18 protein-coding genes are annotated in these 21,850 nt (G+C 74.6%); 15 read left to right on the forward strand and 3 right to left on the reverse strand.

What is annotated here, in order from left to right:
- Positions 1 to 58 precede the first annotated feature (58 nt).
- From pyrR to pyrF, 6 genes are read left to right on the forward strand one after another with little or no spacing between them, the layout of a single operon-like run.
- Positions 59 to 661 (forward strand): bifunctional pyr operon transcriptional regulator/uracil phosphoribosyltransferase PyrR, encoded by a 603-nt coding sequence (gene pyrR / locus CFP66_RS31505; RefSeq protein WP_094928864.1) that lies wholly within the window; start codon positions 59 to 61, stop codon positions 659 to 661.
- Positions 658 to 1,617: an aspartate carbamoyltransferase catalytic subunit gene (locus CFP66_RS31510; RefSeq protein ID WP_094928865.1), complete on the forward strand. Its 960-nt coding sequence runs from the start codon at positions 658 to 660 to the stop codon at positions 1,615 to 1,617. Before pyrR ends, CFP66_RS31510 begins: the two co-directional genes overlap by 4 nt.
- Positions 1,614 to 2,906 carry a dihydroorotase gene (locus CFP66_RS31515; RefSeq protein ID WP_094928866.1) on the forward strand — a complete coding sequence of 431 codons (1,293 nt, stop codon included), beginning with the start codon at positions 1,614 to 1,616 and terminating at the stop codon, positions 2,904 to 2,906. The genes CFP66_RS31510 and CFP66_RS31515 overlap by 4 nt, the downstream gene beginning before the upstream one ends.
- Positions 2,903 to 4,015: a glutamine-hydrolyzing carbamoyl-phosphate synthase small subunit gene (gene carA, locus CFP66_RS31520; RefSeq protein ID WP_094928867.1), complete on the forward strand. Its 1,113-nt coding sequence runs from the start codon at positions 2,903 to 2,905 to the stop codon at positions 4,013 to 4,015. The genes CFP66_RS31515 and carA overlap by 4 nt, the downstream gene beginning before the upstream one ends.
- Positions 4,015 to 7,308 (forward strand): carbamoyl-phosphate synthase large subunit, encoded by a 3,294-nt coding sequence (gene carB, locus CFP66_RS31525; RefSeq protein ID WP_094928868.1) that lies wholly within the window; start codon positions 4,015 to 4,017, stop codon positions 7,306 to 7,308. The genes carA and carB overlap by 1 nt, the downstream gene beginning before the upstream one ends.
- A 28-nt stretch (positions 7,309 to 7,336) precedes the next feature.
- Positions 7,337 to 8,158, forward strand: a complete 822-nt coding sequence (gene pyrF / locus CFP66_RS31530) for an orotidine-5'-phosphate decarboxylase (protein WP_094928869.1) — start codon at positions 7,337 to 7,339, stop codon at positions 8,156 to 8,158.
- A gap of 85 nt (positions 8,159 to 8,243) precedes the next feature.
- On the opposite strand, the gene CFP66_RS31535 is transcribed toward pyrF, so the two are convergent.
- On the reverse strand, positions 8,244 to 9,044 hold the full coding sequence (locus CFP66_RS31535) for a class I SAM-dependent methyltransferase (RefSeq protein ID WP_233159879.1): 801 nt from the start codon (positions 9,042 to 9,044) through the stop codon (positions 8,244 to 8,246).
- Positions 9,045 to 9,701: 657 nt separating this feature from the next.
- Here CFP66_RS31535 and mihF point away from each other — a divergent pair.
- From mihF to coaBC, 4 genes are all read left to right on the forward strand, one after another.
- Positions 9,702 to 10,016, forward strand: a complete 315-nt coding sequence (gene mihF, locus CFP66_RS31540; RefSeq protein WP_094928871.1) for an integration host factor, actinobacterial type — start codon at positions 9,702 to 9,704, stop codon at positions 10,014 to 10,016.
- Between the two features lie 56 nt (positions 10,017 to 10,072).
- Positions 10,073 to 10,651, forward strand: a complete 579-nt coding sequence (gmk, locus tag CFP66_RS31545; RefSeq protein ID WP_369805219.1) for a guanylate kinase — start codon at positions 10,073 to 10,075, stop codon at positions 10,649 to 10,651.
- Between the two features lie 2 nt (positions 10,652 to 10,653).
- Positions 10,654 to 10,926: a DNA-directed RNA polymerase subunit omega gene (gene rpoZ / locus CFP66_RS31550; RefSeq protein WP_094928873.1), complete on the forward strand. Its 273-nt coding sequence runs from the start codon at positions 10,654 to 10,656 to the stop codon at positions 10,924 to 10,926.
- A gap of 167 nt (positions 10,927 to 11,093) precedes the next feature.
- Positions 11,094 to 12,308 carry a bifunctional phosphopantothenoylcysteine decarboxylase/phosphopantothenate--cysteine ligase CoaBC gene (gene coaBC, locus CFP66_RS31555; RefSeq protein ID WP_198961790.1) on the forward strand — a complete coding sequence of 405 codons (1,215 nt, stop codon included), beginning with the start codon at positions 11,094 to 11,096 and terminating at the stop codon, positions 12,306 to 12,308.
- An 832-nt stretch (positions 12,309 to 13,140) separates the two neighbouring features.
- Here coaBC and CFP66_RS31560 read toward each other — a convergent pair.
- On the reverse strand, positions 13,141 to 13,740 hold the full coding sequence (locus CFP66_RS31560; RefSeq protein WP_094928874.1) for an SH3 domain-containing protein: 600 nt from the start codon (positions 13,738 to 13,740) through the stop codon (positions 13,141 to 13,143).
- Between the two features lie 248 nt (positions 13,741 to 13,988).
- Here CFP66_RS31560 and metK point away from each other — a divergent pair, with 248 nt between their 5' ends.
- The 5 genes from metK to CFP66_RS31585 all read left to right on the forward strand — a co-directional run bounded on the left by metK (position 13,989) and on the right by CFP66_RS31585 (position 20,536).
- Entirely contained in the window at positions 13,989 to 15,191 is a 1,203-nt protein-coding gene (gene metK, locus CFP66_RS31565; RefSeq protein WP_094928875.1) for a methionine adenosyltransferase, read from the forward strand.
- Positions 15,192 to 15,304: 113 nt separating this feature from the next.
- A complete protein-coding gene (locus CFP66_RS31570; protein ID WP_094928876.1) occupies positions 15,305 to 17,350 on the forward strand; it encodes a primosomal protein N' in 2,046 nt (681 codons plus the stop codon).
- A 111-nt stretch (positions 17,351 to 17,461) separates the two neighbouring features.
- The gene (gene def / locus CFP66_RS31575; RefSeq protein ID WP_094928877.1) at positions 17,462 to 18,010 is read left to right on the forward strand and encodes a peptide deformylase; all 549 of its coding nucleotides are present in this window, start codon (positions 17,462 to 17,464) and stop codon (positions 18,008 to 18,010) included.
- A complete protein-coding gene (gene fmt / locus CFP66_RS31580; protein ID WP_094928878.1) occupies positions 18,010 to 18,939 on the forward strand; it encodes a methionyl-tRNA formyltransferase in 930 nt (309 codons plus the stop codon). The genes def and fmt overlap by 1 nt, the downstream gene beginning before the upstream one ends.
- A 133-nt stretch (positions 18,940 to 19,072) precedes the next feature.
- Positions 19,073 to 20,536, forward strand: a complete 1,464-nt coding sequence (locus CFP66_RS31585; protein ID WP_094928879.1) for an RsmB/NOP family class I SAM-dependent RNA methyltransferase — start codon at positions 19,073 to 19,075, stop codon at positions 20,534 to 20,536.
- A gap of 899 nt (positions 20,537 to 21,435) precedes the next feature.
- Here the strand turns inward: CFP66_RS31585 and CFP66_RS31590 are convergent.
- A complete protein-coding gene (locus tag CFP66_RS31590) occupies positions 21,436 to 21,843 on the reverse strand; it encodes a DUF1801 domain-containing protein (RefSeq protein WP_094928880.1) in 408 nt (135 codons plus the stop codon).
- Between the last annotated feature and the right edge of the window lie 7 nt (positions 21,844 to 21,850).

The raw sequence follows: 21,850 nt of genomic DNA on the forward strand, positions 1-21,850 counted from the left end.
GCGTCCGGTCGACCGGTTCCTTTAAGCCCGTCCGGTGAGGCGGGGAAGGAGAGACTTCGTGGCGGAGAACCGCCGCGGGGACCCGGCCGGCGCGAGCCCTCCCGCCCGGGAGCTGCTCGGCGCTGCCGACGTCACCCGCACCATCGCGCGCATCGCGCACCAGATCATCGAGAAGACGGCGGGCACCGCCGGCCTGGAGAACGTCGTGCTGATCGGCATCCCGACGCGCGGCGCCGTGCTGGCGCGGCGGCTCGCTGCCGCGATCGCCGAGTTCGAGGGCAGCGCGCCCCCGGTCGGCTCCGTCGACCCCACGCTCTACCGCGACGACCTGCGTCGCCGCCCCGCGCGCGCTCTGGAGGACACCGCGGTGCCCGAGGGTGGCCTGGACGACGCGCTCGTCGTGCTCGTCGACGACGTGCTGATGTCCGGACGCACCGTGCGCTCCGCGCTCGACGCGCTGTCGGACCACGGACGCCCGCGTGCGGTGCAGCTGGCCGTGCTCGTCGACCGCGGGCACCGCGAGCTGCCCATCCGCGCGGACTACGTCGGGAAGAACGTGCCGACCGCACGCGACGAGCAGGTCCTCGTCCTGCTGTCGGAGACCGACGGCGTGGACGCGGTCCGGCTGCGGCGCGGGACGCAGGACGAGGTGACGCAGTGAAGCACCTGCTCTCGGTCACCGACCTCGACGCCGCCGCCGCGACCGGTCTGCTCGACACGGCCGACCGGCTCAAGCAGGCGCTGCTGGGCCGCGAGGTGCGCAAGCTGCCCACGCTGCGCGGTCGCACCATCATCACGATGTTCTACGAGAACTCCACGCGCACCCGGGTGTCGTTCGAGATCGCCGGCAAGTGGATGAGCGCCGACACCATCAACGTCAGCTCCTCGGGCTCGTCGGTGGCCAAGGGGGAGTCGCTGCGCGACACGTCGCTGACGCTCTCGGCCATGGGCGCCGACTGCGTGGTCGTGCGCCACCCGGCGTCGGGCGCCGCGCACCGCCTCGCGGGCTGGATCGACCGCGACCACGAAACGCGCGACCACGAGGCCACCGGCGCCCACACCTCGATCGTCAACGCCGGCGACGGCACCCACGAGCACCCCACCCAGGCGTTGCTGGACGCGGCCACCCTGCGCGACCGGTTCGGATCGATCGCCGGTCGCCGGATCGGGATCGTCGGCGACGTGCTGCACAGCCGTGTGGCGCGCTCCAACGTGTTCCTGCTCGCCACGCTGGGCGCCGAGGTGGTGCTCGTCGGGCCGCCGACCCTGCTGCCGGTGGGCGTGGCCCAGTGGCCGTGCCGCGTGAGCCCCGACCTGGACGCCGAGCTGCCCGGGCTGGACGCGGTGATGATGCTGCGCGTGCAGGCCGAGCGGATGCACGGCGCGTTCTTCCCCTCGGCGCGGGAGTACTCGATCGGCTACGGCCTGTCCGAGGAGCGGGCGCGGTTGCTGCCCGAGCACGCCGTGGTGCTGCACCCGGGACCGATGGTGCGCGGCATGGAGATCGCTCCGAGCGTGGCGGACAGCCCGTCGGCGGCGATCCTCGCGCAGGTCTCGAACGGGGTGCACGTGCGCATGGCCGTCCTCTACCACCTCCTCGCAGGAGCCCCCGAATGACCGACCTGCTGATCACCCGGGCCCGGCCCTACGGCGAGGACCCCGTCGACCTGCTGGTGCGCGACGGTGTGGTGACCGAGATGGGGGGCGACCTGCGGGCCCCCGACGGCGTCGAGGTACTCGATGCGGACGGCGCCGTGCTGCTGCCCGGCTTCGTCGACCTGCACACCCACCTGCGCGAGCCGGGCGGCGAGGAGTCCGAGACCGTCGAGACCGGCTCGCGGGCTGCCGTCCGTGGCGGCTACACGGCCGTGTTCGCGATGCCGAACACCGACCCGGTGGCCGACACGGCGGTCGTCGTGGAGCACGTGCACCGCCGGGGCGAGGACGTCGGGCTCGTCGACGTGCACCCGGTCGGTGCGGTCACCGTCGGGCTCGAGGGCGTCAAGATGGCCGAGCTGGGCACGATGGCGAAGTCGCGGGCGCGCGTGCGCATGTTCTCCGACGACGGCCGCTGCGTGCACGACCCGGTGATCATGCGCCGGGCGCTGGAGTACGCCTCGGCCCTGGACGTCGTGATCGCCCAGCACGCCGAGGACCACCGGCTCACCGTCGGCGCGCAGGCGCACGAGGGCGTGGTGGCCTCCCGGCTCGGCCTGGCCGGCTGGCCTGCCACCGCCGAGGAGACGATCGTGGCCCGCGACTGCGCGCTGGCCCGCGAGGCCGGGGCGAAGCTGCACGTGTGCCACGTGTCGTCGGCGCGCACGCTCGCGGTGCTGCGCGCGGCGAAGGCGCAGGGCGTGCGTGTCTCGGCCGAGGTCACCCCGCACCACCTGCTGCTCACCGACGCCGCGCTCTCCGGCTACGACCCGGTGAACAAGGTCAACCCGCCGCTGCGCACGGGCGAGGACACCAAGGCGATGCGCGCGGCGCTGGCCGAGGGTGTGATCGACGTGGTCGGCACCGACCACGCCCCGCACGCCGCGCAGTACAAGGACACCGAGTGGGCCGCCGCACGCTCCGGGATGCTGGGGTTGGAGACGGCGCTGTCGGTGGTGGTGCACACCATGGTCGAGCCGGGCCTGCTGGACTGGCGCGGCGTGGCGCGGGTGCTCTCGCAGCGCCCGGCGCAGATCGCCGGCCTGTCCGACCAGGGCCGGCCGATCGCGGTCGGCGAGCCTGCGACGTTCGCGCTGGTCGACCCGGACGGCGCCTGGACGGTGCGCGGCGCGGCGCTCGCGAGCCGGGCGTCCAACACCCCCTTCGAGGGGATGCGACTGCCCGCGACGGTGACGGCCACCGTGCTGCGCGGGCGGATGACGATGAGGAACGGGGAGGTGCAGGCGTGACGGCAGTTCTGGTCCTGGAGGATGGGCGGATCTTCCGCGGTGAGGCGTATGGCGCCCGCGGCACGGGCCTCGGTGAGGCCGTGTTCACCACCGGGATGACCGGTTACCAGGAGACGCTGACCGACCCGTCCTACCACCGGCAGATCGTGGTGCAGACGGCGCCGCAGATCGGCAACACGGGGTGGAACGACGAGGACGACGAGTCGCACCGCATCCAGGTGGCGGGGTACGCGGTGCGCGACCCGGCCCGCACCCCGTCGAACTGGCGCTCCCGCCGCTCGCTGGAGGACGCGCTGCGCGAGCAGGACGTCGTCGGGATCGCGGGTATCGACACCCGCGCGCTGGTGCGCCACCTGCGCGAGCGCGGCGCGATGCGCGCCGGCGTCTTCTCCGGGGATGCGGTCGCCGGTGACGCCGAACTCGTGGACCGCGTGCTGGCGAGCCCGCCGATGGAGGGCGCGGACCTCTACGGCGCCGTCACCACGCGCGAGCCCTACGTCGTGCAGGCCGACGGGGAACGGCGCTTCCGCGTGGCCGCGCTCGACGTCGGGATCAAGTTCAACACCCCGCGCATGATGGCCGCCCGCGGCATCGAGGTGCACGTGCTGCCGGCCGACACGTCGATCGCCGCGATCGAGGAGCTGGCCCCGGACGGGTTCTTCCTGGCCAACGGGCCGGGCGACCCGGCAACGGCGGACGTGCCCGTCGCGCTGACCCGCGAGGTGCTGGAGCGGCGGATCCCGACGTTCGGCATCTGCTTCGGCAACCAGATCCTCGCCCGCGCGCTCGGGCGCGGCACGTACAAGATGCGCTACGGCCACCGCGGCATCAACATCCCGGTGATCGAGCACGCCACCGGTCGCGTCGCCATCACCTCGCAGAACCACGGGTTCGCGGTCGAGGGCGAGGCGGGGGAGCGGTTCGACACCCCGTTCGGCGCCGCCGAGGTCAGCCACACCTGCCCCAACGACGGCTGCGTGGAGGGCTTGCGCGCGCTGGAGGTCCCGGCGTTCAGCGTGCAGTACCACCCGGAGGCCGCGGCCGGACCGCACGACGCCGCCGACCTCTTCGACCGGTTCGTCGAGCTCATGGACGGGAGCAAGAGCTGATGCCCAGGCGCGACGACATCCGCCACGTCATGGTGATCGGCTCCGGGCCGATCGTCATCGGCCAGGCCGCCGAGTTCGACTACTCCGGCACGCAGGCCTGCCGCGTGCTGCAGGCCGAGGGCCTGCGCGTCTCGCTGGTGAACTCGAACCCGGCCACGATCATGACCGACCCCGAGTTCGCCGACGCCACCTACGTCGAGCCGGTCACCCCGGAGTTCCTGGAGCAGGTGATCGCGGCTGAGCGGCCCGACGCCATCCTGGCCACGCTGGGCGGGCAGACCGCGCTGAACGCCGCGATCGCGCTGCACGACAACGGGGTGCTGGAGCGCTACGGCGTCGAGCTGATCGGTGCCGACGTCGACGCGATCCAGCGCGGCGAGGACCGGCTGAAGTTCAAGGAGATCGTGCAGTCGATCGGCGGCGACGTGCCCCGCAGCGCCGTCTGCCACTCGATGGACGAGGTCCGGGCCGCGGCCGACGAGCTGGGCCTGCCGGTCGTCATCCGGCCCTCGTTCACGATGGGCGGGCTCGGCTCGGGCATGGCGCACACGCCCGAGGACCTCGAGCGGCTCGCCGGCACCGGCCTGGACGCCTCCCCGGTCACAGAGGTGCTCATCGAGGAGTCGGTGCTCGGGTGGAAGGAGTACGAGCTCGAGCTGATGCGCGATCACCACGACAACGTGGTCGTCGTCTGCTCGATCGAGAACCTCGACCCGATGGGCGTCCACACCGGTGACTCGATCACCGTGGCCCCGGCGATGACGCTCACCGACCGCGAGTACCAGACCATGCGCGACGTCGGCATCGCCGTGCTGCGCGCGGTCGGCGTCGACACCGGCGGCTGCAACATCCAGTTCGCCGTGCACCCCGACACCGGGCGCCTGGTCGTCATCGAGATGAACCCGCGCGTGTCGCGCTCGTCGGCGCTGGCGTCCAAGGCCACCGGGTTCCCGATCGCGAAGATCGCCGCGCGGCTGGCGATCGGCTACACGCTCGACGAGATCCGCAACGACATCACCGGCGAGACCCCGGCCGCGTTCGAGCCCACGCTCGACTACGTCGTGGTGAAGATCCCGCGGTTCGCGTTCGAGAAGTTCCCCGGCGCCGACCCCGAGCTCACCACCACGATGAAGAGCGTCGGCGAGGCGATGGCGCTGGGCCGGTCCTTCCCGGAGGCGCTGGGCAAGGCCATGCGCTCGATGGAGACCACCCGCATCGGGTTCTGGACCGCGCCCGACCCGGACGACGAGCCGGACGTGGCGGCCAGCCGCGACGGGCGGATCTACGCCGTGGAGCAGGCGCTGCGCCAGGGCCGCGACGTGGCCGACGTGGCCGCGGCGTCCGGCATCGACCCGTGGTTCGTGGACCAGATCGCGGCGCTCACCGAGCTGCGGCAGGAGATCGAGGACGCGGCGGTGCTCGACGCGGCGCTGCTGCGGCGGGCGAAGCGGGCCGGGCTCTCGGACCGCCAGGTCGCGGTGCTGCGTCCGGAGTTCGCCGGCGAGGACGGCGTGCGCTCCCTGCGCCACCGCCTGGGCATCCGCCCGGTCTACAAGACCGTGGACACCTGCGCCGCGGAGTTCGCGGCGAAGACGCCCTACCACTACAGCGCCTACGAGACCGACCCGAGCGCGGAGTCGGAGATCGCCGCGCAGACCGAGAAGCCGAAGGTGCTCATCCTCGGCTCCGGACCCAACCGCATCGGGCAGGGCATCGAGTTCGACTACTCGTGCGTGCACGCGGTGATGGCGCTGCGCGAGGCCGGGTTCGAGACCGTGATGGTCAACTGCAACCCCGAGACCGTCTCCACCGACTACGACACCGCCGACCGCCTCTACTTCGAGCCGCTCACGTTCGAGGACGTCCTCGAGGTCGTGCACGCCGAGCAGCAGTCCGGCACGGTCGCGGGCGTCATCGTGCAGCTGGGCGGGCAGACCCCGCTCGGGCTCGCGCAGCGGCTCACCGCGGCGGGCGTACCGGTGGTCGGCACCTCGGCGGCGGCCATCGACCTGGCCGAGGACCGCGGCGCGTTCGGCGAGGTGCTGCGCAAGGCGGGCCTCCCGGCGCCGGCGTTCGGCATGGCCACCTCGTTCGACTCGGCGCGCGCGATCGCCGACCGGATCGGCTACCCGGTGCTCGTGCGGCCCTCCTACGTGCTCGGCGGGCGCGGCATGGAGATCGTCTACGACGACGAGACCCTGGCCGGCTACATCTCGCGGGCCACGACGATCAGCGAGGACCGCCCGGTGCTGGTCGACCGGTTCCTCGACGACGCGATCGAGATCGACGTCGACGCGCTGTGCGACGGCACCGAGGTCTTCCTCGGCGGCGTCATGGAGCACATCGAGGAGGCCGGGGTGCATTCCGGCGACTCGTCCTGCACCCTGCCCCCGATCACGCTCGGGCACACGGTGCTGGAGCAGGTCCGCCGCTCCACCGAGGCGATCGCGCACGGCGTGGGCGTGCGGGGGCTGCTCAACGTCCAGTACGCGCTGCACGGCGAGACGCTCTACGTGCTGGAGGCCAACCCCCGGGCGTCGCGCACGGTGCCCTTCGTCTCCAAGGCCACGGCGGTGCCGCTGGCCAAGGCGGCGGCGCGGATCATGCTCGGTGCGACCATCGCGGAACTGCGCGCCGAGGGCCTGCTCCCGGCCGATGGCGACGGCGGCGAGCTGCCGCCCGACGCGCCCGTGGCCGTCAAGGAGGCGGTGCTGCCGTTCCACCGGTTCCGCACTGTCGAGGGGCACGGGGTCGACCCGCTGCTCGGACCGGAGATGAAGTCGACCGGCGAGGTCATGGGCTTCGACGCCTCGTTCGGCGCCGCGTTCGCCAAGTCGCAGGCCGGCGCCTACGGGTCCCTGCCGACGTCGGGGCGGGTGTTCGTGTCGATGGCCGACCGCGACAAGCGCGCCATGGTGTTCCCGGTGCTGCGCCTGGCCGACCTCGGGTTCGAGGTGCTCGCGACGGCCGGCACCGCGGACGTCCTGCGCCGCCACGGCGTCGCCGCCACGGTGGTGCGCAAGCACAGCGAGAGCGCCGAGGGCGAGACGATCGTCGACCGGATCCTGGCCGGCGACGTCGGATTGATCATCAACACGCCGTACGGCAACTCCGGCCCCCGGGTGGACGGCTACGAGATCCGCTCGGCCGCGGTGGCCCGCGGGGTGCCGTGCATCACGACCGTGCAGGGCGCGGGCGCCGCGGTGCAGGGCATCGAGGCGATGAAGGCGGGCCGCATCGGCGTCCGTTCGCTGCAGGACGCGCACGCGAGCCTGGCGAAGGCGCGCTCGTGAACCTCCCTGGTGCGGGGGAGGGGGCGGTGTGAACGCGTTCGGGGCGCGGCTCGTCGACGCCGTCGCCGCGCGTGGAGCGCTGTGCGTCGGCATCGACCCCCATCCCGCGTTGCTCGCCGCCTGGGGGCTCACCGACGACCCGGACGGGCTCGGCCGCTTCGCCGACGCGTGCGTGGACGCGTTCGCCGGGCACGTCGCGGTGGTCAAGCCGCAGTCGGCGTTCTTCGAACGGCACGGATCACGCGGCATCGCGGTCCTGGAGCGCGTGCTCGCGGCGTTCGCCGAAGGGCCGACGCTCACGCTCCTGGACGTCAAGCGCGGCGACATCGGCTCCACGATGGACGGCTACGCCGACGCCTACCTGGGCGTCGGCGCCCCACTGGGGGCCGACGCCGTGACGCTCTCGCCGTACCTCGGTTTCGGGTCACTCGCCACGGCGCTCGACACCGCCGCCGACGCCGGGCGCGGTGCCTTCGTCCTCGCTCGCACATCGAACCCGGAGGGCGCGGACGTGCAGCTGGCCGAGTTCGGTGGCCGCCCCACCGCGCAGTCGATCGTGGACGGTGCGGCGGGCCGCAATGCCGGTGTGGAGCCCATGGGCGACGTCGGCGTGGTCGTGGGGGCCACGCGGGAGCACGGCCTCGACCTGTCCACGCTGAACGGCCCCGTGCTGGCGCCCGGACTCGGGGCGCAGGGCGCCGCACCGGGCGACATCGCGGGGATCTTCTGCGGCGTGCGGGGCGTCGTGCTGCCTGCGGCGTCGCGGTCGGTGCTGCGCGCAGGCCCGGACGTGGTGACGCTGCGCGCGGCGGCGGAGTCCCTGCGCGACGAGCTGGCCGCCACGGTCTGACGACCGCACACACCGTCGCTGGTCCGCACACACGCCCGGCCGCCCCGTGTGCGGACCGCGGGCGCTGTGTTCGGTGCCCTCGGGGTCAGGAGCGGCCCACCAGGAGCGACACGCGCACGTCCTCCGTGAAGGTCGTCGCGGGGCCCAGTGCCTCGCGGAGCCGGTGCTCGAACGTCTCGCGGGCCTCGCCGGTCGGCAGGCTGTCGGGGCTCATCGCGGAGTAGACGCTGCCCACGAGCTGTGCGAACGTCAACTCGTCCCGGTAGGCGACGGCGCGTTCCTCGACGCGGGCGAACCCGGCGGCGACCAGGGCGTCGCGGTAGCCCCTTCGGGAATCCGCGTCGGTGCCGCAGCGCGCGGTGAGCGGCCGGCCCAGCCAGCGCTCCAGGTGCCCGCGCAGGGCGCGCGACCACGCGACGTCCAGCAGCCACTGCGGCTCGCCGTTCGTGACCACGGCGACGCCCCCGCCGGGCCGCACGAGCAGCGCCAGCCTGCGGAACAGGTCGGGCACGTCCATCCAGTGCAGGGCCTGGCCGATGGTGGCCGCGTCGAACACGTCCTCGCCGGTGAACGCGGCGAGGGCGCCGAGGTCGCGGTCGGCGCCGAGCACCCAGGTGACGTTGCCCGCACCGGCGTCGGCGGCTGCCCGGTGCGCGAGGCGGAGCATGTCCGGTTCGACGTCGACGCCGAGCGCTGCCCGCGTCCGCGCGGCGAGCGGGAGGGTGAGCTGGCCGGTGCCGCAGCCGACGTCGAGGACGCGCGAGCCGGCGTCCAGGTCGAGCGCTGCGGCGAGCTCGTCGACCACCACCGGCGGGTAACCCCGCCGGAACCGCGCGTAGTGCTCCGCGACCGGGCCGTGGAAGGTGCTCGTCGGTGTCGCTGTCACGCGCCCAGCCTCACCCGGATGCGGTGCCCGGGTCTCGGGATATCGCTGAGGGCGCACGGCCCGTTCAGCGTGGGGAGCCGGCGAGATCATCGGTTGGGTGCGACGCCGGCCGTATCCGGCCGGTTCTGCGCCCGATCAATGATCACGGTCACACCGGGCGGGATCCTCGTTCGGCGCCGGCTCGAGTGCGACAAGCCCGCGACTCGCGTGCGGCAGCCCGCGACTCGCGGTTGAGAGCCCGCGGCTCGCGGTTGAGGGGTCGCGACTCGCGGGTGGCGGAGGCCGGTGCGCTCGCTCGGCGCACGTGGGACGCCGCCGACAGCGGAGATCGCGCAGCTCGGCGCCACCGGCGACGCGTCGCCGACGGCGCCCGGCGCGCTCGTCCGCCCGTGAACACGGCTGCGGCGGGCCTCGGGCGGCGCGCCACGCCGGAGACGGTCGCTCCGGTGCGCCGAGCGGGCGGGTCGCAGTGCTCGTCCGGGTGGTCGTCGTGGTATCACCCGTCCGGGTGGCCGAAGCCGGAGAACCGGCAGGTGGCACCCCCGTTTCCCCTTCCGTGGGGTGCGTGAGTACGTTCGGTGGAAGCCGCGGGTCAGGCCCGCGACGGTGGTGAGGATGCGCCTGGTTCCAGGCCGCACGAGAAAGACGGAGGAGACCGTGGCCCTTCCCCAGCTGACCGAGGAACAGCGTGCTGCCGCCCTGGAGAAGGCGGCTGCGGCGCGCCGGGCCCGGGCCGAGCTGAAGGACCGGCTCAAGCGCGGCGGGACGACCCTCGGCGAGGTCCTGAAGCAGTCCGACACCGATGAGGTGCTGGGCAAGATGAAGGTCTCAGCCCTGCTCGAGGCGATGCCCGGCGTCGGCAAGGTCCGTGCCGCTCAGATCATGGAGCGGCTCGAGATCGCGCCGTCGCGTCGGCTGCGTGGGCTCGGTGACCGGCAGCGCAAGGCGCTGCTGGCCGATTTCGAGTCCTGAGCCCGAGAGGTCCGGAAATCGTGTCGCACGGCGCGCGGAGGGGTCGGCTGGTGGTATTGGCCGGCCCCTCCGGCGTCGGCAAGAGCAGTGTGATCAACCAGTTGCGGGCACGGCTGCCCGAGCTGTTCTTCAGCGTCTCGGCCACCACCCGCGATCCGCGGGTCGGCGAGGTCGACGGCGTGCACTACCGCTTCGTCGGCCCGGCCGGGTTCGACGCGCTCGTCGCCCGTGGCGATCTGCTGGAGTGGGCCGAGATCCACGGTGGGCTGCAGCGCTCCGGCACGCCGCGCGAGCCCGTCGAGACGGCGTTGGCCGCGGGGCGCCCGGTGCTGGTCGAGGTCGATCTGCAGGGCGCTCGGGCGATCAAGGCGGTGCTGCCGGAGGCCGTCACGGTGTTCCTGGCGCCGCCGTCGGTCGAGGAGCTGGCCCGCCGGTTGCGGGGGCGTGGCACCGAGTCGGAGGCGCAGTACCAGCGGCGGTTGGAGACGGCCCGCGAGGAGCTCGCCGCCAGCGACGAGTTCGATGTGACCGTGGTGAACCACGAGCTGCAGGCCGTCGTGTCGCGGTTGGTACAGTTGCTGGTCGGTGTGGGTGACCCCGCCGCCAGCCCGTCCCCCCAGGAGTCTTCTTCGTGAGCATGCCGCTGACCGGTGCAGTAGCCGGTGTCGCCCCCGAGGGCATCACCAACCCGCCCATCGATGACCTGCTGGGCCAGGTGAGTTCCAAGTACGCGCTGGTGATCTACGCCGCCAAGCGCGCCCGCCAGATCAACGACTACTACTCGCAGCTGGGCGAAGGCCTGCTGGAGTACGTCGGCCCGCTCGTCGAGCCGGGCCCCCGCGAGAAGCCGCTGTCGATCGCCATGCGCGAGATTCAGGCCGGGCTGCTCGAGCACACCGAGGGCGAATAGTAAGTGACCCCCGCCGGGCGTCCGCCACACATCTCGACGGCCCAGGTCCCCGCTGAGCGCTCCGGCAAGCCTCCCGAGTATGCCGATATGCGTGGCGGCCCGCCGGCGCACTCAGCGGAAACCTGGATCCGCCGATATACGCAACGGACTCCCGGCGGGGGGCACTGATGGCCGCCCCCCGGGTCCTGCTGGGTGTCGCCGGGGGCATCGCCGCCTACAAGAGCGCGGAGCTGCTGCGCAGGCTCACCGAGTCCGGGCACTCGGTCCGCGTGCTGCCCACCCCATCGGCGCTGGAGTTCGTCGGCGCCGCCACGTTCGAGGCGCTGTCCGGGCAGCCGGTGCACACCGGCGTCTTCACCGACGTGCCGTCGGTGCCGCACGTGCGGTTGGGGCAGGAGGCCGACCTCGTCGTCGTCGCTCCGGCCACCGCCGACCTGATGGCCCGCGCCGCGTCGGGCCGTGCCGATGACCTGCTGACGGCGTCGTTGCTCACCGCGCGGTGCCCGGTCCTGTTCGCCCCGGCCATGCACACCGAGATGTGGGAGCACCCCGCCACCCGCGCCAACGTGGAGCTGCTGCGCTCCCGTGGCGTGATCGTCCTGGAGCCGGCGTCGGGCCGGTTGACCGGCGCCGACACCGGTCCGGGCCGGCTGCCCGACCCCGCGGAGATCGCCGAGCTGGTCCGACTGCTGCTCGAGCGCGCAGACGCGCTGCCCCGCGATCTCACCGGCCGCCGCGTGGTGGTCTCCGCAGGTGGCACGCGCGAGGCCCTCGACCCGGTGCGCTACCTGGGGAACCGCTCGTCGGGCCGGCAGGGCTACGCGCTCGCGCGGGTCGCCGCGCAGCGGGGAGCCGACGTCACGCTGGTCGCCGCGCACACGGCTGATCTGGGCGACCCAGCCGCCGTCGACGTCGTGCGGGTCGGCTCCGCGCGTGAACTGCGCGATGCGATGCACGCAGCGTCCGCAGGCGCGGACGCGGTCGTGATGGCGGCGGCGGTCGCGGACTTCCGCCCGGTCGCACTCGCCGAACACAAGATCAAGAAGGACGGGTCGGAGCCGCCCGCGCTCGCGCTGGCCCTCAACCCGGACATCCTCGTGGAGCTGGTCGCCGCGCGACGTCCCGGGCAGATCGTCGTGGGCTTCGCGGCCGAGACCGGCGACACGTCGGGGGATCCCCTCCACCACGGCCGGGCGAAGCTCGCGCGCAAGGGCTGCGACCTGCTCGTCGTCAACGCGGTGGGGGACGGTCGGGCGTTCGAGGTGCCCGACAACGCCGGATGGTTGCTGGGCGCCGACGGTACCGAGCGGGAGCTGGCGTCCGGCTCCAAGGCGCTGCTGGCCTCCCACGTCTGGGACGCCGTCGCCACCCGCCTGGAATAGCGGGGCCGGTCACTCACGCGGTTGCGCTCCCGCATGAGGGCGCCGGGAGGGTCGTGAGCCCGCTGAGGTGAAGCGGAGACCGTTCAGCGGGTTGCGTCTGCTCTGGTGGCATTTTCGCTGATCCTGGCCGCCTGCGTCAGGCGGAACTCGCCCGCTTCATGATCAGATCGACGTCAGGGCTGTCGCCGCGAGATCTCACAGCCCTGGTGTCGATGTGACCACGGAAACCTCCCGTGGGCGCGCCGTTCTCGGCTCGCGACGTCTGCCTCAGACCCCGGCCTTCGGCGCAGTCGGCGCGGTCCCCGGATCTCGCCCGTCGGCCGGGGTGGCCGGGTTGGGCAGAACTACCGAGTATCGGGCTGGGTGGGCGGCCGTTCCCGGCTTGGCCCAGGCCCGTTCGGGACGATCCCGTGCCTGCTGGGTGCGTGCGCACCTTGCGGTGGTCCCGTTCCACTCCCTACCGGCGATCGGGTGGTCTGCGGCGTGTTTGCTCTTGATCGGCGGGATCGGGGCTGCAGGAGTGCGGCTCAGGTCCCTGGTCCGCTGATCGTGGCCGTTGTCGAGGGGTTCGGCGACGGCACCACAGCCAGTTGCGCGGGGGCCCGGGCAGGGACGGTAGTTCGGTCGGTGTGAGCGGCCCGGTGCCGTCCTGCGGGGGAGGCGCGCAGGGAGCGAGGGACGAGCGACCGAGCACCGGAGGAGCAGGGCGGCACCTCGAAGGGCCGCGAACCGCCGGAGCGGAGCGGAGGCCATCCAACACAGCCCGCGGGGCGGGCGCAGCTGCGGGTCCGGGGGCACCCGGCGCAGCCCGCCCCGCGGGAAGCGGGTGGCCTCAGCCGATCAGGCCGCCGAGGCCGCCGCCACCGCCGCCGGACTGCTGTCCGCTCGGCTGCTGGCTGTCCTCCTCCGCGGTGTCGTCCTCCGCGGTGCCGTCCTCGGTCTCCTCGCCGGTTTCCTGGCCGGTCTCGCCGCCGGCGCCGTCCTCCTCGGACGTGCCGGCGGCATCGCCGGAGCCCTCGCCGGACGCGGCGTCGCCCTCCTCGCCGGACTCGGAGCCGGACTCGGAGCCGGACTCGGACTCGGACTCGGAGCCGGACTCGGAGCCGGTGGCGCGCTCGGCGGGGGCGGGGTTCTGCCCGTTGACCGAGATGTACTCCTGCGCTGCCCAGCCGCCGAGGCTGGTGAGCTGCACGAAGCCGTCGCGGGACTCGCCGGTCTGCACCTCGCTCCCCGCCTCGCACAGCGCGACGATCTGGGAGCTCACGTCCGGCTCGGAGCGGACGTTGACGTTCTCGGTGCAGCGGCCGGGCTCCTGGGCGGCGGCAGTGCCGGAGACCAGGGCGACGGCGGCGCTCGCGCTGACCGCGACCACCGCGCCGACGACGGCTGCAGCGCGGCCGGGTCGGTCGAAGAGCGACGTGGGGGCCTTCATTTCAGCGTTCCTCCGTGGGGTGGGGGCCTTCGCCGGGACCAACGAGCGTTTCCGTTACCGATTCGCTACCGAGCGCAACATCACCGGATGGGCTGACGCTGTGCACCCGTGTCGTGCACGGCGTGACTGTGCGTCACCGGTCGTGGTGGTCCCGGAGCCGTCGGGGGCGTCGACTAGGCTCGCCGGTCGGACATCGGGGTAGGTGGTCGCGCCCAGCGGCGACCGGTCGGAAGCGGACGGAGTACGGCGTGGCGAACGCAGGGCGGCGGCTGTTCACCAGCGAGTCGGTGACCGAGGGTCACCCGGACAAGATGTGCGACGCCATCAGCGACACGATCCTCGACGCGCTGCTGGCGCAGGACCCGCGCAGCCGGGTCGCGGTGGAGACTCTCGTGACCACGGGCCAGGTGCACGTGGCGGGCGAGGTCACCACGAGTGCCTACGCCGACATCCCCACGCTCGTGCGCGACACGGTGCTCGGGATCGGCTACGACTCGTCGGCCAAGGGCTTCGACGGCGCCTCCTGTGGCGTGAACGTCGCGATCGGGGCGCAGTCGGCCGACATCGCGCAGGGTGTCGACACGGCGTACGAGAGCCGCGTGGAGGCCTCGGAGGACGTGATCGCCCGCCAGGGTGCGGGCGACCAGGGGCTGATGTTCGGCTACGCCAACACCGACACGCCCGAACTGCTGCCGCTGCCGATCGCGCTGGCACACCGGCTGGCGCGTCGGCTCACCGTGGCCCGCAAGTCCGGCCAGCTGCCCTACCTGCGGCCCGACGGCAAGACCCAGGTCACGATCGAGTACGACGGCGACAAGGCCGTGCGCCTGGACACCGTCGTGGTCTCCAGCCAGCACGCTTCGGACATCGACCTCGACGGGTTGCTGACGCCGGACATCCGTGAGCAGGTCGTCGGCCCGGAGATCGCCGAGCTCGGGATCGACGTCACCGACGTCCGGCTCCTGGTCAACCCCACGGGGCGCTTCGTGGTGGGCGGCCCGATGGGCGACGCGGGCCTCACCGGCCGCAAGATCATCGTCGACACCTACGGCGGCTTCGCCCGCCACGGCGGCGGCGCGTTCTCGGGCAAGGACCCCTCGAAGGTCGACCGCTCGGCCGCCTACGCCATGCGCTGGGTCGCGAAGAACGTCGTGGCCGCAGGCCTGGCCGAGCGCGTCGAGGTGCAGGTCGCCTACGCGATCGGCAAGGCGGCGCCGGTCGGGCTGTTCATCGAGACGTTCGGCACGGAGCACGTCGACCCGGTGAAGATCCAGTCGGCGATCCACGAGGTGTTCGACCTGCGTCCGGCCGCGATCATCCGCGACCTCGACCTGCTGCGCCCGATCTACGCGCAGACCGCGGCGTACGGGCACTTCGGCCGCACCGACATCGAGCTGCCGTGGGAGAGCACCGCCCGCGCCGCCGACCTGAAGGCCGCCGCCGGCGCCTGACACCCCCTGCGAGAGCAGCGAGGGGCGACGGACCGTGAGTGGATACGAGTGCCGCAGCACTCGTATCCACTCACGGCCGTCGGAGGGCGGGGGCGCCGTGGCGAGGAGGACGTGTGGCGCGAGCGAGCCGCAACCGCGGCGAGTGGCGCCCCGCCGCGCAGCTGCCGGTGGCGCGCGTCGCGGTGGACGTCGCGCTCGCCCACCTCGACCGCCCCTTCGACTACCGCGTGCCCGAGCACCTCGACGTCGACGCGGTGCCGGGGGTGCGGCTGCGGGTGCGGTTCGCCGGTCGACTGGTGGACGGGTTCCTGCTGGAACGGGTCGCCGAGTCGGCCCACGGCGGACGCCTCGCCTGGGTAGAGAAGGTGGTGTCGGCCGAGCCGGTGCTGACCGGCGAGGTCGCCGCGCTGTGCCGAGCGGTCGCCGACCGCTGCGCCGGCGTGCTCGCCGACGTGCTGCGCCTCGCCGTGCCGCCCCGGCACGCGCGGGTCGAGGCGGAAGCCGTTCCCGACGCCGATCCGGGACCAGCGGCGCCGGCGGCCGCGGAGCCGGCCGACACCGGCTGGCGGCGCTACCCGCGAGGGCCTGCGCTGCTCGACGCGCTGGCCGGGGGCCGGGCGGCGCACGCCGTCTGGCAGGCGCTGCCGGGGGAGGACTGGCCGCGCCGCCTCGCCGAGGCCGCTGCGGCCACCGCCGGTGCCGGGCGGGGCGCGCTGCTGGTGGTGCCCGACCAGCGTGACCTCGACGTCCTGCACGCGGCCTGCGTGGACGTGCTCGGGAAGGACGCGGTGGTGGCGCTGTCGGCCGAGCTCGGCCCGGCCGAGCGGTACCGGCGCTGGCTCGCGGTGCGCCGCGGGCGGGTGCGGGTGGTGGTGGGCACCCGGTCCGCTGCGTTCGCGCCGGTGGCGCCGCTGGGCCTGCTCGTCGTGTGGGACGACGGCGACGACCTGCACGCCGAGCCGAGGGCGCCCTACCCGCAGGTCCGTGACGTGCTGGTGCTGCGCGCGCACGCCGCCGGCGCGGCGCTGCTGGTGGCGGGCTTCGCGCGGACCGCGGAGGCGCACCTGCTCGTCGAGTCCGGGTGGGCCCGGGAGGTCGTGGCCGAGCGCGACAGCGTGCGCGTGGCGATGCCGCGGATCGCGGCGATCGGCGAGTCGGACACCGATCTCGTCCGCGACCCCGACGCGCGCGCCGCCCGGCTGCCGCACGTCGCGTTCGAGGCGGCGCGATCGGCGCTCACCGGCGGGCGACCGGTGCTCGTGCAGGTTCCACGGTCCGGGTACGTGCCGTACCTGTCCTGCGGGTCGTGCCGGGAGCCGGCCCGGTGCCGCCACTGCGCGGGTCCGCTCGGCTTCGTCGGGCGCGCGCCGGAGTCCGGTGGTGCCCAGCTGCCCCACTGCCGTTGGTGCGGCCGTGCCGACGGCGGGTTCCGATGCCCGGCCTGCGGGTCGCGGCGGCTGCGGGCCGGCGTGGTCGGGGCGGGCCGCACCGCGGAGGAGCTCGGACGCGCGTTCCCGGGCACGACGGTGCGCGCGTCCGGCGGCGGGGCCGCCGTGCTGCCCACCGTGGCGCCGCGTCCGGAGCTGGTGGTCGCCACGCCGGGAGCCGAGCCGCGCGTCGCCGGCGGGTACGGGGCGGCCCTGCTGCTCGACGGCTGGGCGTTGCTGTCACGCCCGGACCTGCGGGTGGCCGAGGAGACCCTGCGCCGCTGGCTGGGCGCGGTCGCCCTCGTCGTGCCGCACAGGGACGGCGGGCGCGTCGTCATCATGGCGGACGCGGGCCTGCCGGTGGTGCAGGCACTGGTGCGCTGGGACCCCGCGGGCCACGCCGCGTCCGAGCTGGCAGGGCGCGCCGAGGTCGGCTTCCCGCCTGCGGTGCGCATGGCGGCCGTGGAGGGCGGGCCCACGGCCGTGGCCGAGGTCGTCGACGCGGTGCTCGCCGACCTGCCCGACGTCGAGGTCCTCGGCCCGGTCGAGATCGAGCCCGACACCGCGACCGGACCGGGCGACGGCGACGTGCGCGAACGCGCCCTGCTGCGGGTGCCCCGCACCGCGGGCCGCTCCCTCGCGGCCGCGCTGCACGCCGCCCAGGCCGCCCGCACGGCCCGCAAGGCGGCGGACCCGGTCCGGGTCCGGCTCGACCCGGTCGAGTTGGGCTGAGCACAGCCCGCACGGGCGTGCGGGCACCGGCGGCCACGCATGGCAGAATCGAGGGTCGCCGCCGCGCGTCCCCGCTCCCGTCCCCTGCGCGGCGCTGCCCGGAGGAGATGCGTGTCCGTCCTGCCCGTCCGGCTCTTCGGTGACCCGGTGCTGCGCACCCCCGCCGCCGAGGTCACCACGTTCGACGCCGAGCTGCGCAAGCTCGTGGCCGACCTCACCGACACCATGCACGAGGAGGGCGGTGCGGGCCTGGCCGCGCCGCAGCTCGGCGTGGGCCTGCGGGTGTTCACCTACGACTGCGACACGTTCGAGGGGCACCTGGTGAACCCGACGTTCGACGTCGTCGGCGACGAGGAGCAGCTCGGGCCGGAGGGGTGCCTGTCCATCCCGGGCATGCGCTGGGAATGCCGTCGCCACCTGCACGTGGTGGCCCGTGGCTGGAACATGCACGGCGAGCCGGTCGTCGTCGAGGGCAGCGAGATGCTCGCGCGCTGCATCCAGCACGAGACAGACCACCTCGACGGCGTCCTGTTCGTCGACCGCCTCGACCCGGAGACGCGCCGCCAGGCGCTGGCCGAGATCCGCGCCGCGGAGTGGTTCGGGCAGCAGGCCCCCGAGGTCCGGGTCAGCCCGCACCCGCTGTTCGGGAAGGCGAGGTAGTGCGCCTGGTCTTCGCCGGCACCCCCGAGCCCGCCGTGCCGTCGCTGCGCGCGCTGCTGGATTCGCAGCACGAGGTGGTCGGTGTCGTCACGCGCCCGGACGCGCCCGCGGGCCGGGGCCGCAAGGTGGTGCGCTCACCGGTCGGCCGGCTCGCCGACGAGGCCGGGATCCCGGTGCTGACTCCCGCCCGCCCGTCCGAGCCCGCGTTCCTCGCGCAGCTGCAGGATCTCGCGCCGGACTGCTGCCCCGTCGTCGCGTACGGCGCGCTCGTGCCCCGCGCGGCCCTGGACGTGCCCCGTCACGGGTGGGTCAACCTGCACTTCTCGCTGCTGCCCGCTTGGCGCGGCGCGGCGCCCGTGCAGGCCGCGCTGCGCCACGGGGACGAGATCACCGGCGCCAGCACGTTCCGGCTCGAGGAGGGGCTGGACACCGGCCCGGTGTTCGGGGTGGTCACGGAGGCCGTCCGTCCGACCGACACGGCGGGTGCGCTGCTCGGGAGGCTCGCGACGTCGGGCGCCGACCTGCTCGTGGCCACGCTCGACGGCATCGCCGAGGGCACGCTCGAGGCCCGGCCGCAGCCGGGCGAGGGGGTGTCGCTCGCGCCGAAGATCACCACCGCCGGCTCGCGGGTCCACTGGGATGCGCCGGCCCCCGCGATCGACCGCCTGGTCCGCTCGGTCACCCCGGACCCGGGGGCCTGGTGCACCTTCCGCGACGAGCGCCTCGGCCTCGGCCCGGTCACACTGCTCGACGCCGAGGCGCCGGCACTGGCACCGGGGCAGCTGCTCGCGGAGAAGCGGCGAGTGCTCGTCGGGACCGGTGGCGGATCGGTGCAGCTGGGCGAGGTACGTCCGGTGGGCAAGCGCGCGATGCCCGCGCCGGACTGGGCGCGCGGTGTGCGGATCGTGGACGGGGAGCGGCTGGCATGAGGCGTGCGGGAACGACACACGTGCAGACACACGCGCACGCGGGGCGCGCCGCGCGCCCCCTCGCGAGTCGCGATCTCCGTGCGCGGGAGTCGCGGGCTGGGTACGTCCGGGCGCGTTCCGCGGGAGGGTCGCGATGAGCGCCCCCGGTCGCGACGGTCCGCGCAGGTCCCCGCGAGCCCGCGGCGCCGGGCGGTCCGGACCCCCGCGCGGGCGTTCGGGCCCGGCGCGCCCGCCGGAACCGGACCTGTCCCGGCTGGCCGCGTTCCAGCTGCTCGTGTCCGTGCGGGTGCGTGACGCGTACGCCAACCTGGCACTGCCCTCGATCCTGCGCCGGCACCGGCTGCGGGGGCGCGACGCCGCGCTGGCCACCGAGCTCGGGTACGGCACGCTGCGGGCCCGCGGGCTGCTCGACGCCGTCATCGAGGCGTGCAGCGACCGCCCGCTCGAGCGCGTGGAGCCGCACCTGCTCGACGCGCTGCGCCTGGGCTCCTACCAGCTGCTGCGCACCCGGATCCCGCCGCACGCCGCGGTGGCCACCACGGTGGAGCTGGTGCGCGCCGAGGCCGGGAGCCGGGCAGGCGGCTTCGTCAACGCCGTGCTGCGGCGGGTGGGCGAGCGCGACGAGGCGGCGTGGGTGGCGCAGCTCGCGCCCTCGGCCGCCGAGGACCCCGTGGGGCACGCCGCTTTCGCCCACGCACACCCGCGGTGGATCGCCCAGTCGTTCGCCGACGCCCTCGGCAAGCCCGCCGACCCCGCCGACGCGGAGCTGGACGCGGCGCTCGCCGCCGACGACGCGCGGCCCGCGGTGCACCTGCTGGCCCGCCCCGGCGAGATCACCGCGGCCGAGCTGGCGCTCGTGACCGGTGGTGCGGAGGCGCCGTACTCGCCCTACGGGGTGCACCTGGAGGCCGGCAGCGGCGACGTCGCCGAGCTCGACGCGGTGTCCGAGGGCCTCGCGCTCGTGCAGGACGAGGGCAGCCAGCTGGTGGCGCTCGCGCTCACCCGCGCCGAGCTCACCGGCACCGACACCGGCCGCTGGCTCGACCTCTGCGCCGGCCCCGGGGGGAAGGCCGCGCTGCTCGGAGGGCTCGCCGACCTCGACGGCGCCACGCTGGACGCGGTGGAACCGAGCGAGCACCGCGCCGAGCTCGTGCGCCGGGCGGTGCCCGAGCTCCCGGTCACGGTGCACCAGGCGGACGGACGCAGCGCCCCGCTGCCCGACGCCGCGTTCGACCGGGTGCTGGTGGACGCGCCCTGCTCAGGGCTCGGCGCGCTGCGTCGCCGCCCGGAGGCACGGTGGCGGCGGCAGCCGTCGGACGTGTCCGCCCTCGCCTCGTTGCAGCGCGAGCTGCTGGCGGCCGCGTTGCGGCACGTGCGGCCCGGCGGGGTGGTGGCCTACGTGACGTGCTCGCCGCACCTGGCCGAGACGGTGGGCGTGCTGACCCGGGTGCTGCGGGCGCACCCGGAGGTGCAGCGCCTCGACGCGCGCGAGTGCCTGCCCGGGGTGCCGGACCTCGGCGACGGGCCGACGGTCCAGCTGTGGCCCCACCGCCACGGCACCGACGCCATGTTCCTCGCGTTGCTGCGGCGCGACTGACCCGCTGGCCGACCACGTGCGGCGCGTGTTCGCGGGGGCGCGGAGGGCGCCGGGTGATCGCGAGACATGTGCTCGACGCAGCCCTGGCTGCCGTGGGGCCATGATCAGCGTTTGGGCGCAGGGGCGGCATCATGTCGCCGTTGTTGCACCGATGTGGCGATCATGGCGCCGAATGCGGGCGGTCCCGGGTGCTGTCGCGTGATCGGCGCTGGAGGCGCGCGAACCGAGGCGACAACTCCTGCGAACTGCTCAACGCGGTCGCCCGGTACCGGGACACCGATCCTCGTGATCGTCGCGAGCAGCACACGGCGGCGCCGCGGACGACGCTGAGGTGCGGCTCGTCGCGATCACGGACGCATGATCAGCGCGAGAGGTACAGCGGAGCGGGGACGACAACCGCCGCGTGCCGCTCGCAACGATCAGATGCGGGCCGTCGCGCACGGCAGCCTGGGCGCACCGGCGCTCGACGAGGCCGCGCCCGGCGCGCCGCGCGCGGGCTGCTGCGCCGCGGTGCCACCACGCCGCCCTCATCGGCCCGAGCCGTACGTCAGAGTCGCCCGGGCGAACGCGCACCACCGGGAACGACCAGCCCCGGCAGTCCTCGTCCCGGCCCGGAGGCGGCGTCACCTGTCCCATGCTGCGCCGATCCCGTGATCACGGCACGCGCCGCGGGCCATGATCAGCGTTTCGGTGCAGGAGCGGCATCATGTTGCCGTTGTCGCGCCGATCTGGCGATCATCGCCCCGGCCCCGGCCCCGGCCCCGGCCCCGGCCCCGGCCCCGGCCCCGGCCCCGGCCCCGGCCCCGGCCCCGGCCCCGGCCCCGGCCCCGGCCCCGGCCCCGGCCCCGGCCCCGGCCCCGGCCCCGGCCCCGGCCCCGGCCCCGGCCCCGGCCCGTTCGTCAACGCCTGCGGGCGGCGGCCTTGTGGTCGGCGCGGTCGAGGGCGGCGTCGACGGCCAGGTCCAGGTAGTCGACCACCACCTCCTCCTCGTCGGGGCCGGCGCCGACCTCCACGCGGACGTCACGGGTGCGCCCGCGGCCGAGCAGCCGTCCGTGGGGGTCGGGCAGGTCGCCGCCGTGCTCGAAGCCGACGTTGACGCCGCCGTCGCGGGGGAACAGCGCCACCACGTACCCGCCGCGGGGGTGGTGGAAGGCGAGGCCGTGCCAGCCGCTGTTGACCCGCTCACCCAGGTCGGGATGCGCGTCGCGGACCACGGCGCGCAGGCGGTGGACCAGCTCCGCCACCGCGGGCGGCTCGGGGGACAGCAGTGCGTGCAGTTGCTCGTCGACGGAAGCAGTGGCGGGCATGGGCCCA

The organism is Pseudonocardia sp. MH-G8 (assembly GCF_002262885.1).
Classification (GTDB): domain Bacteria; phylum Actinomycetota; class Actinomycetes; order Mycobacteriales; family Pseudonocardiaceae; genus Pseudonocardia.

Coding starts and splice junctions, on each gene's coding strand:
- CFP66_RS31515 (WP_094928866.1), top strand. CDS start 1,614: ATGACCGACCTGCTGATCACCCGGGCCCGGCCCTACGGCGAGGACCCC.
- carB (WP_094928868.1), top strand. CDS start 4,015: ATGCCCAGGCGCGACGACATCCGCCACGTCATGGTGATCGGCTCCGGG.
- rpoZ (WP_094928873.1), top strand. CDS start 10,654: ATGCCGCTGACCGGTGCAGTAGCCGGTGTCGCCCCCGAGGGCATCACC.
- coaBC (WP_198961790.1), top strand. CDS start 11,094: ATGGCCGCCCCCCGGGTCCTGCTGGGTGTCGCCGGGGGCATCGCCGCC.
- CFP66_RS31560 (WP_094928874.1), bottom strand. CDS start 13,740: ATGAAGGCCCCCACGTCGCTCTTCGACCGACCCGGCCGCGCTGCAGCC.
- CFP66_RS31585 (WP_094928879.1), top strand. CDS start 19,073: ATGAGCGCCCCCGGTCGCGACGGTCCGCGCAGGTCCCCGCGAGCCCGC.
- CFP66_RS31590 (WP_094928880.1), bottom strand. CDS start 21,843: ATGCCCGCCACTGCTTCCGTCGACGAGCAACTGCACGCACTGCTGTCC.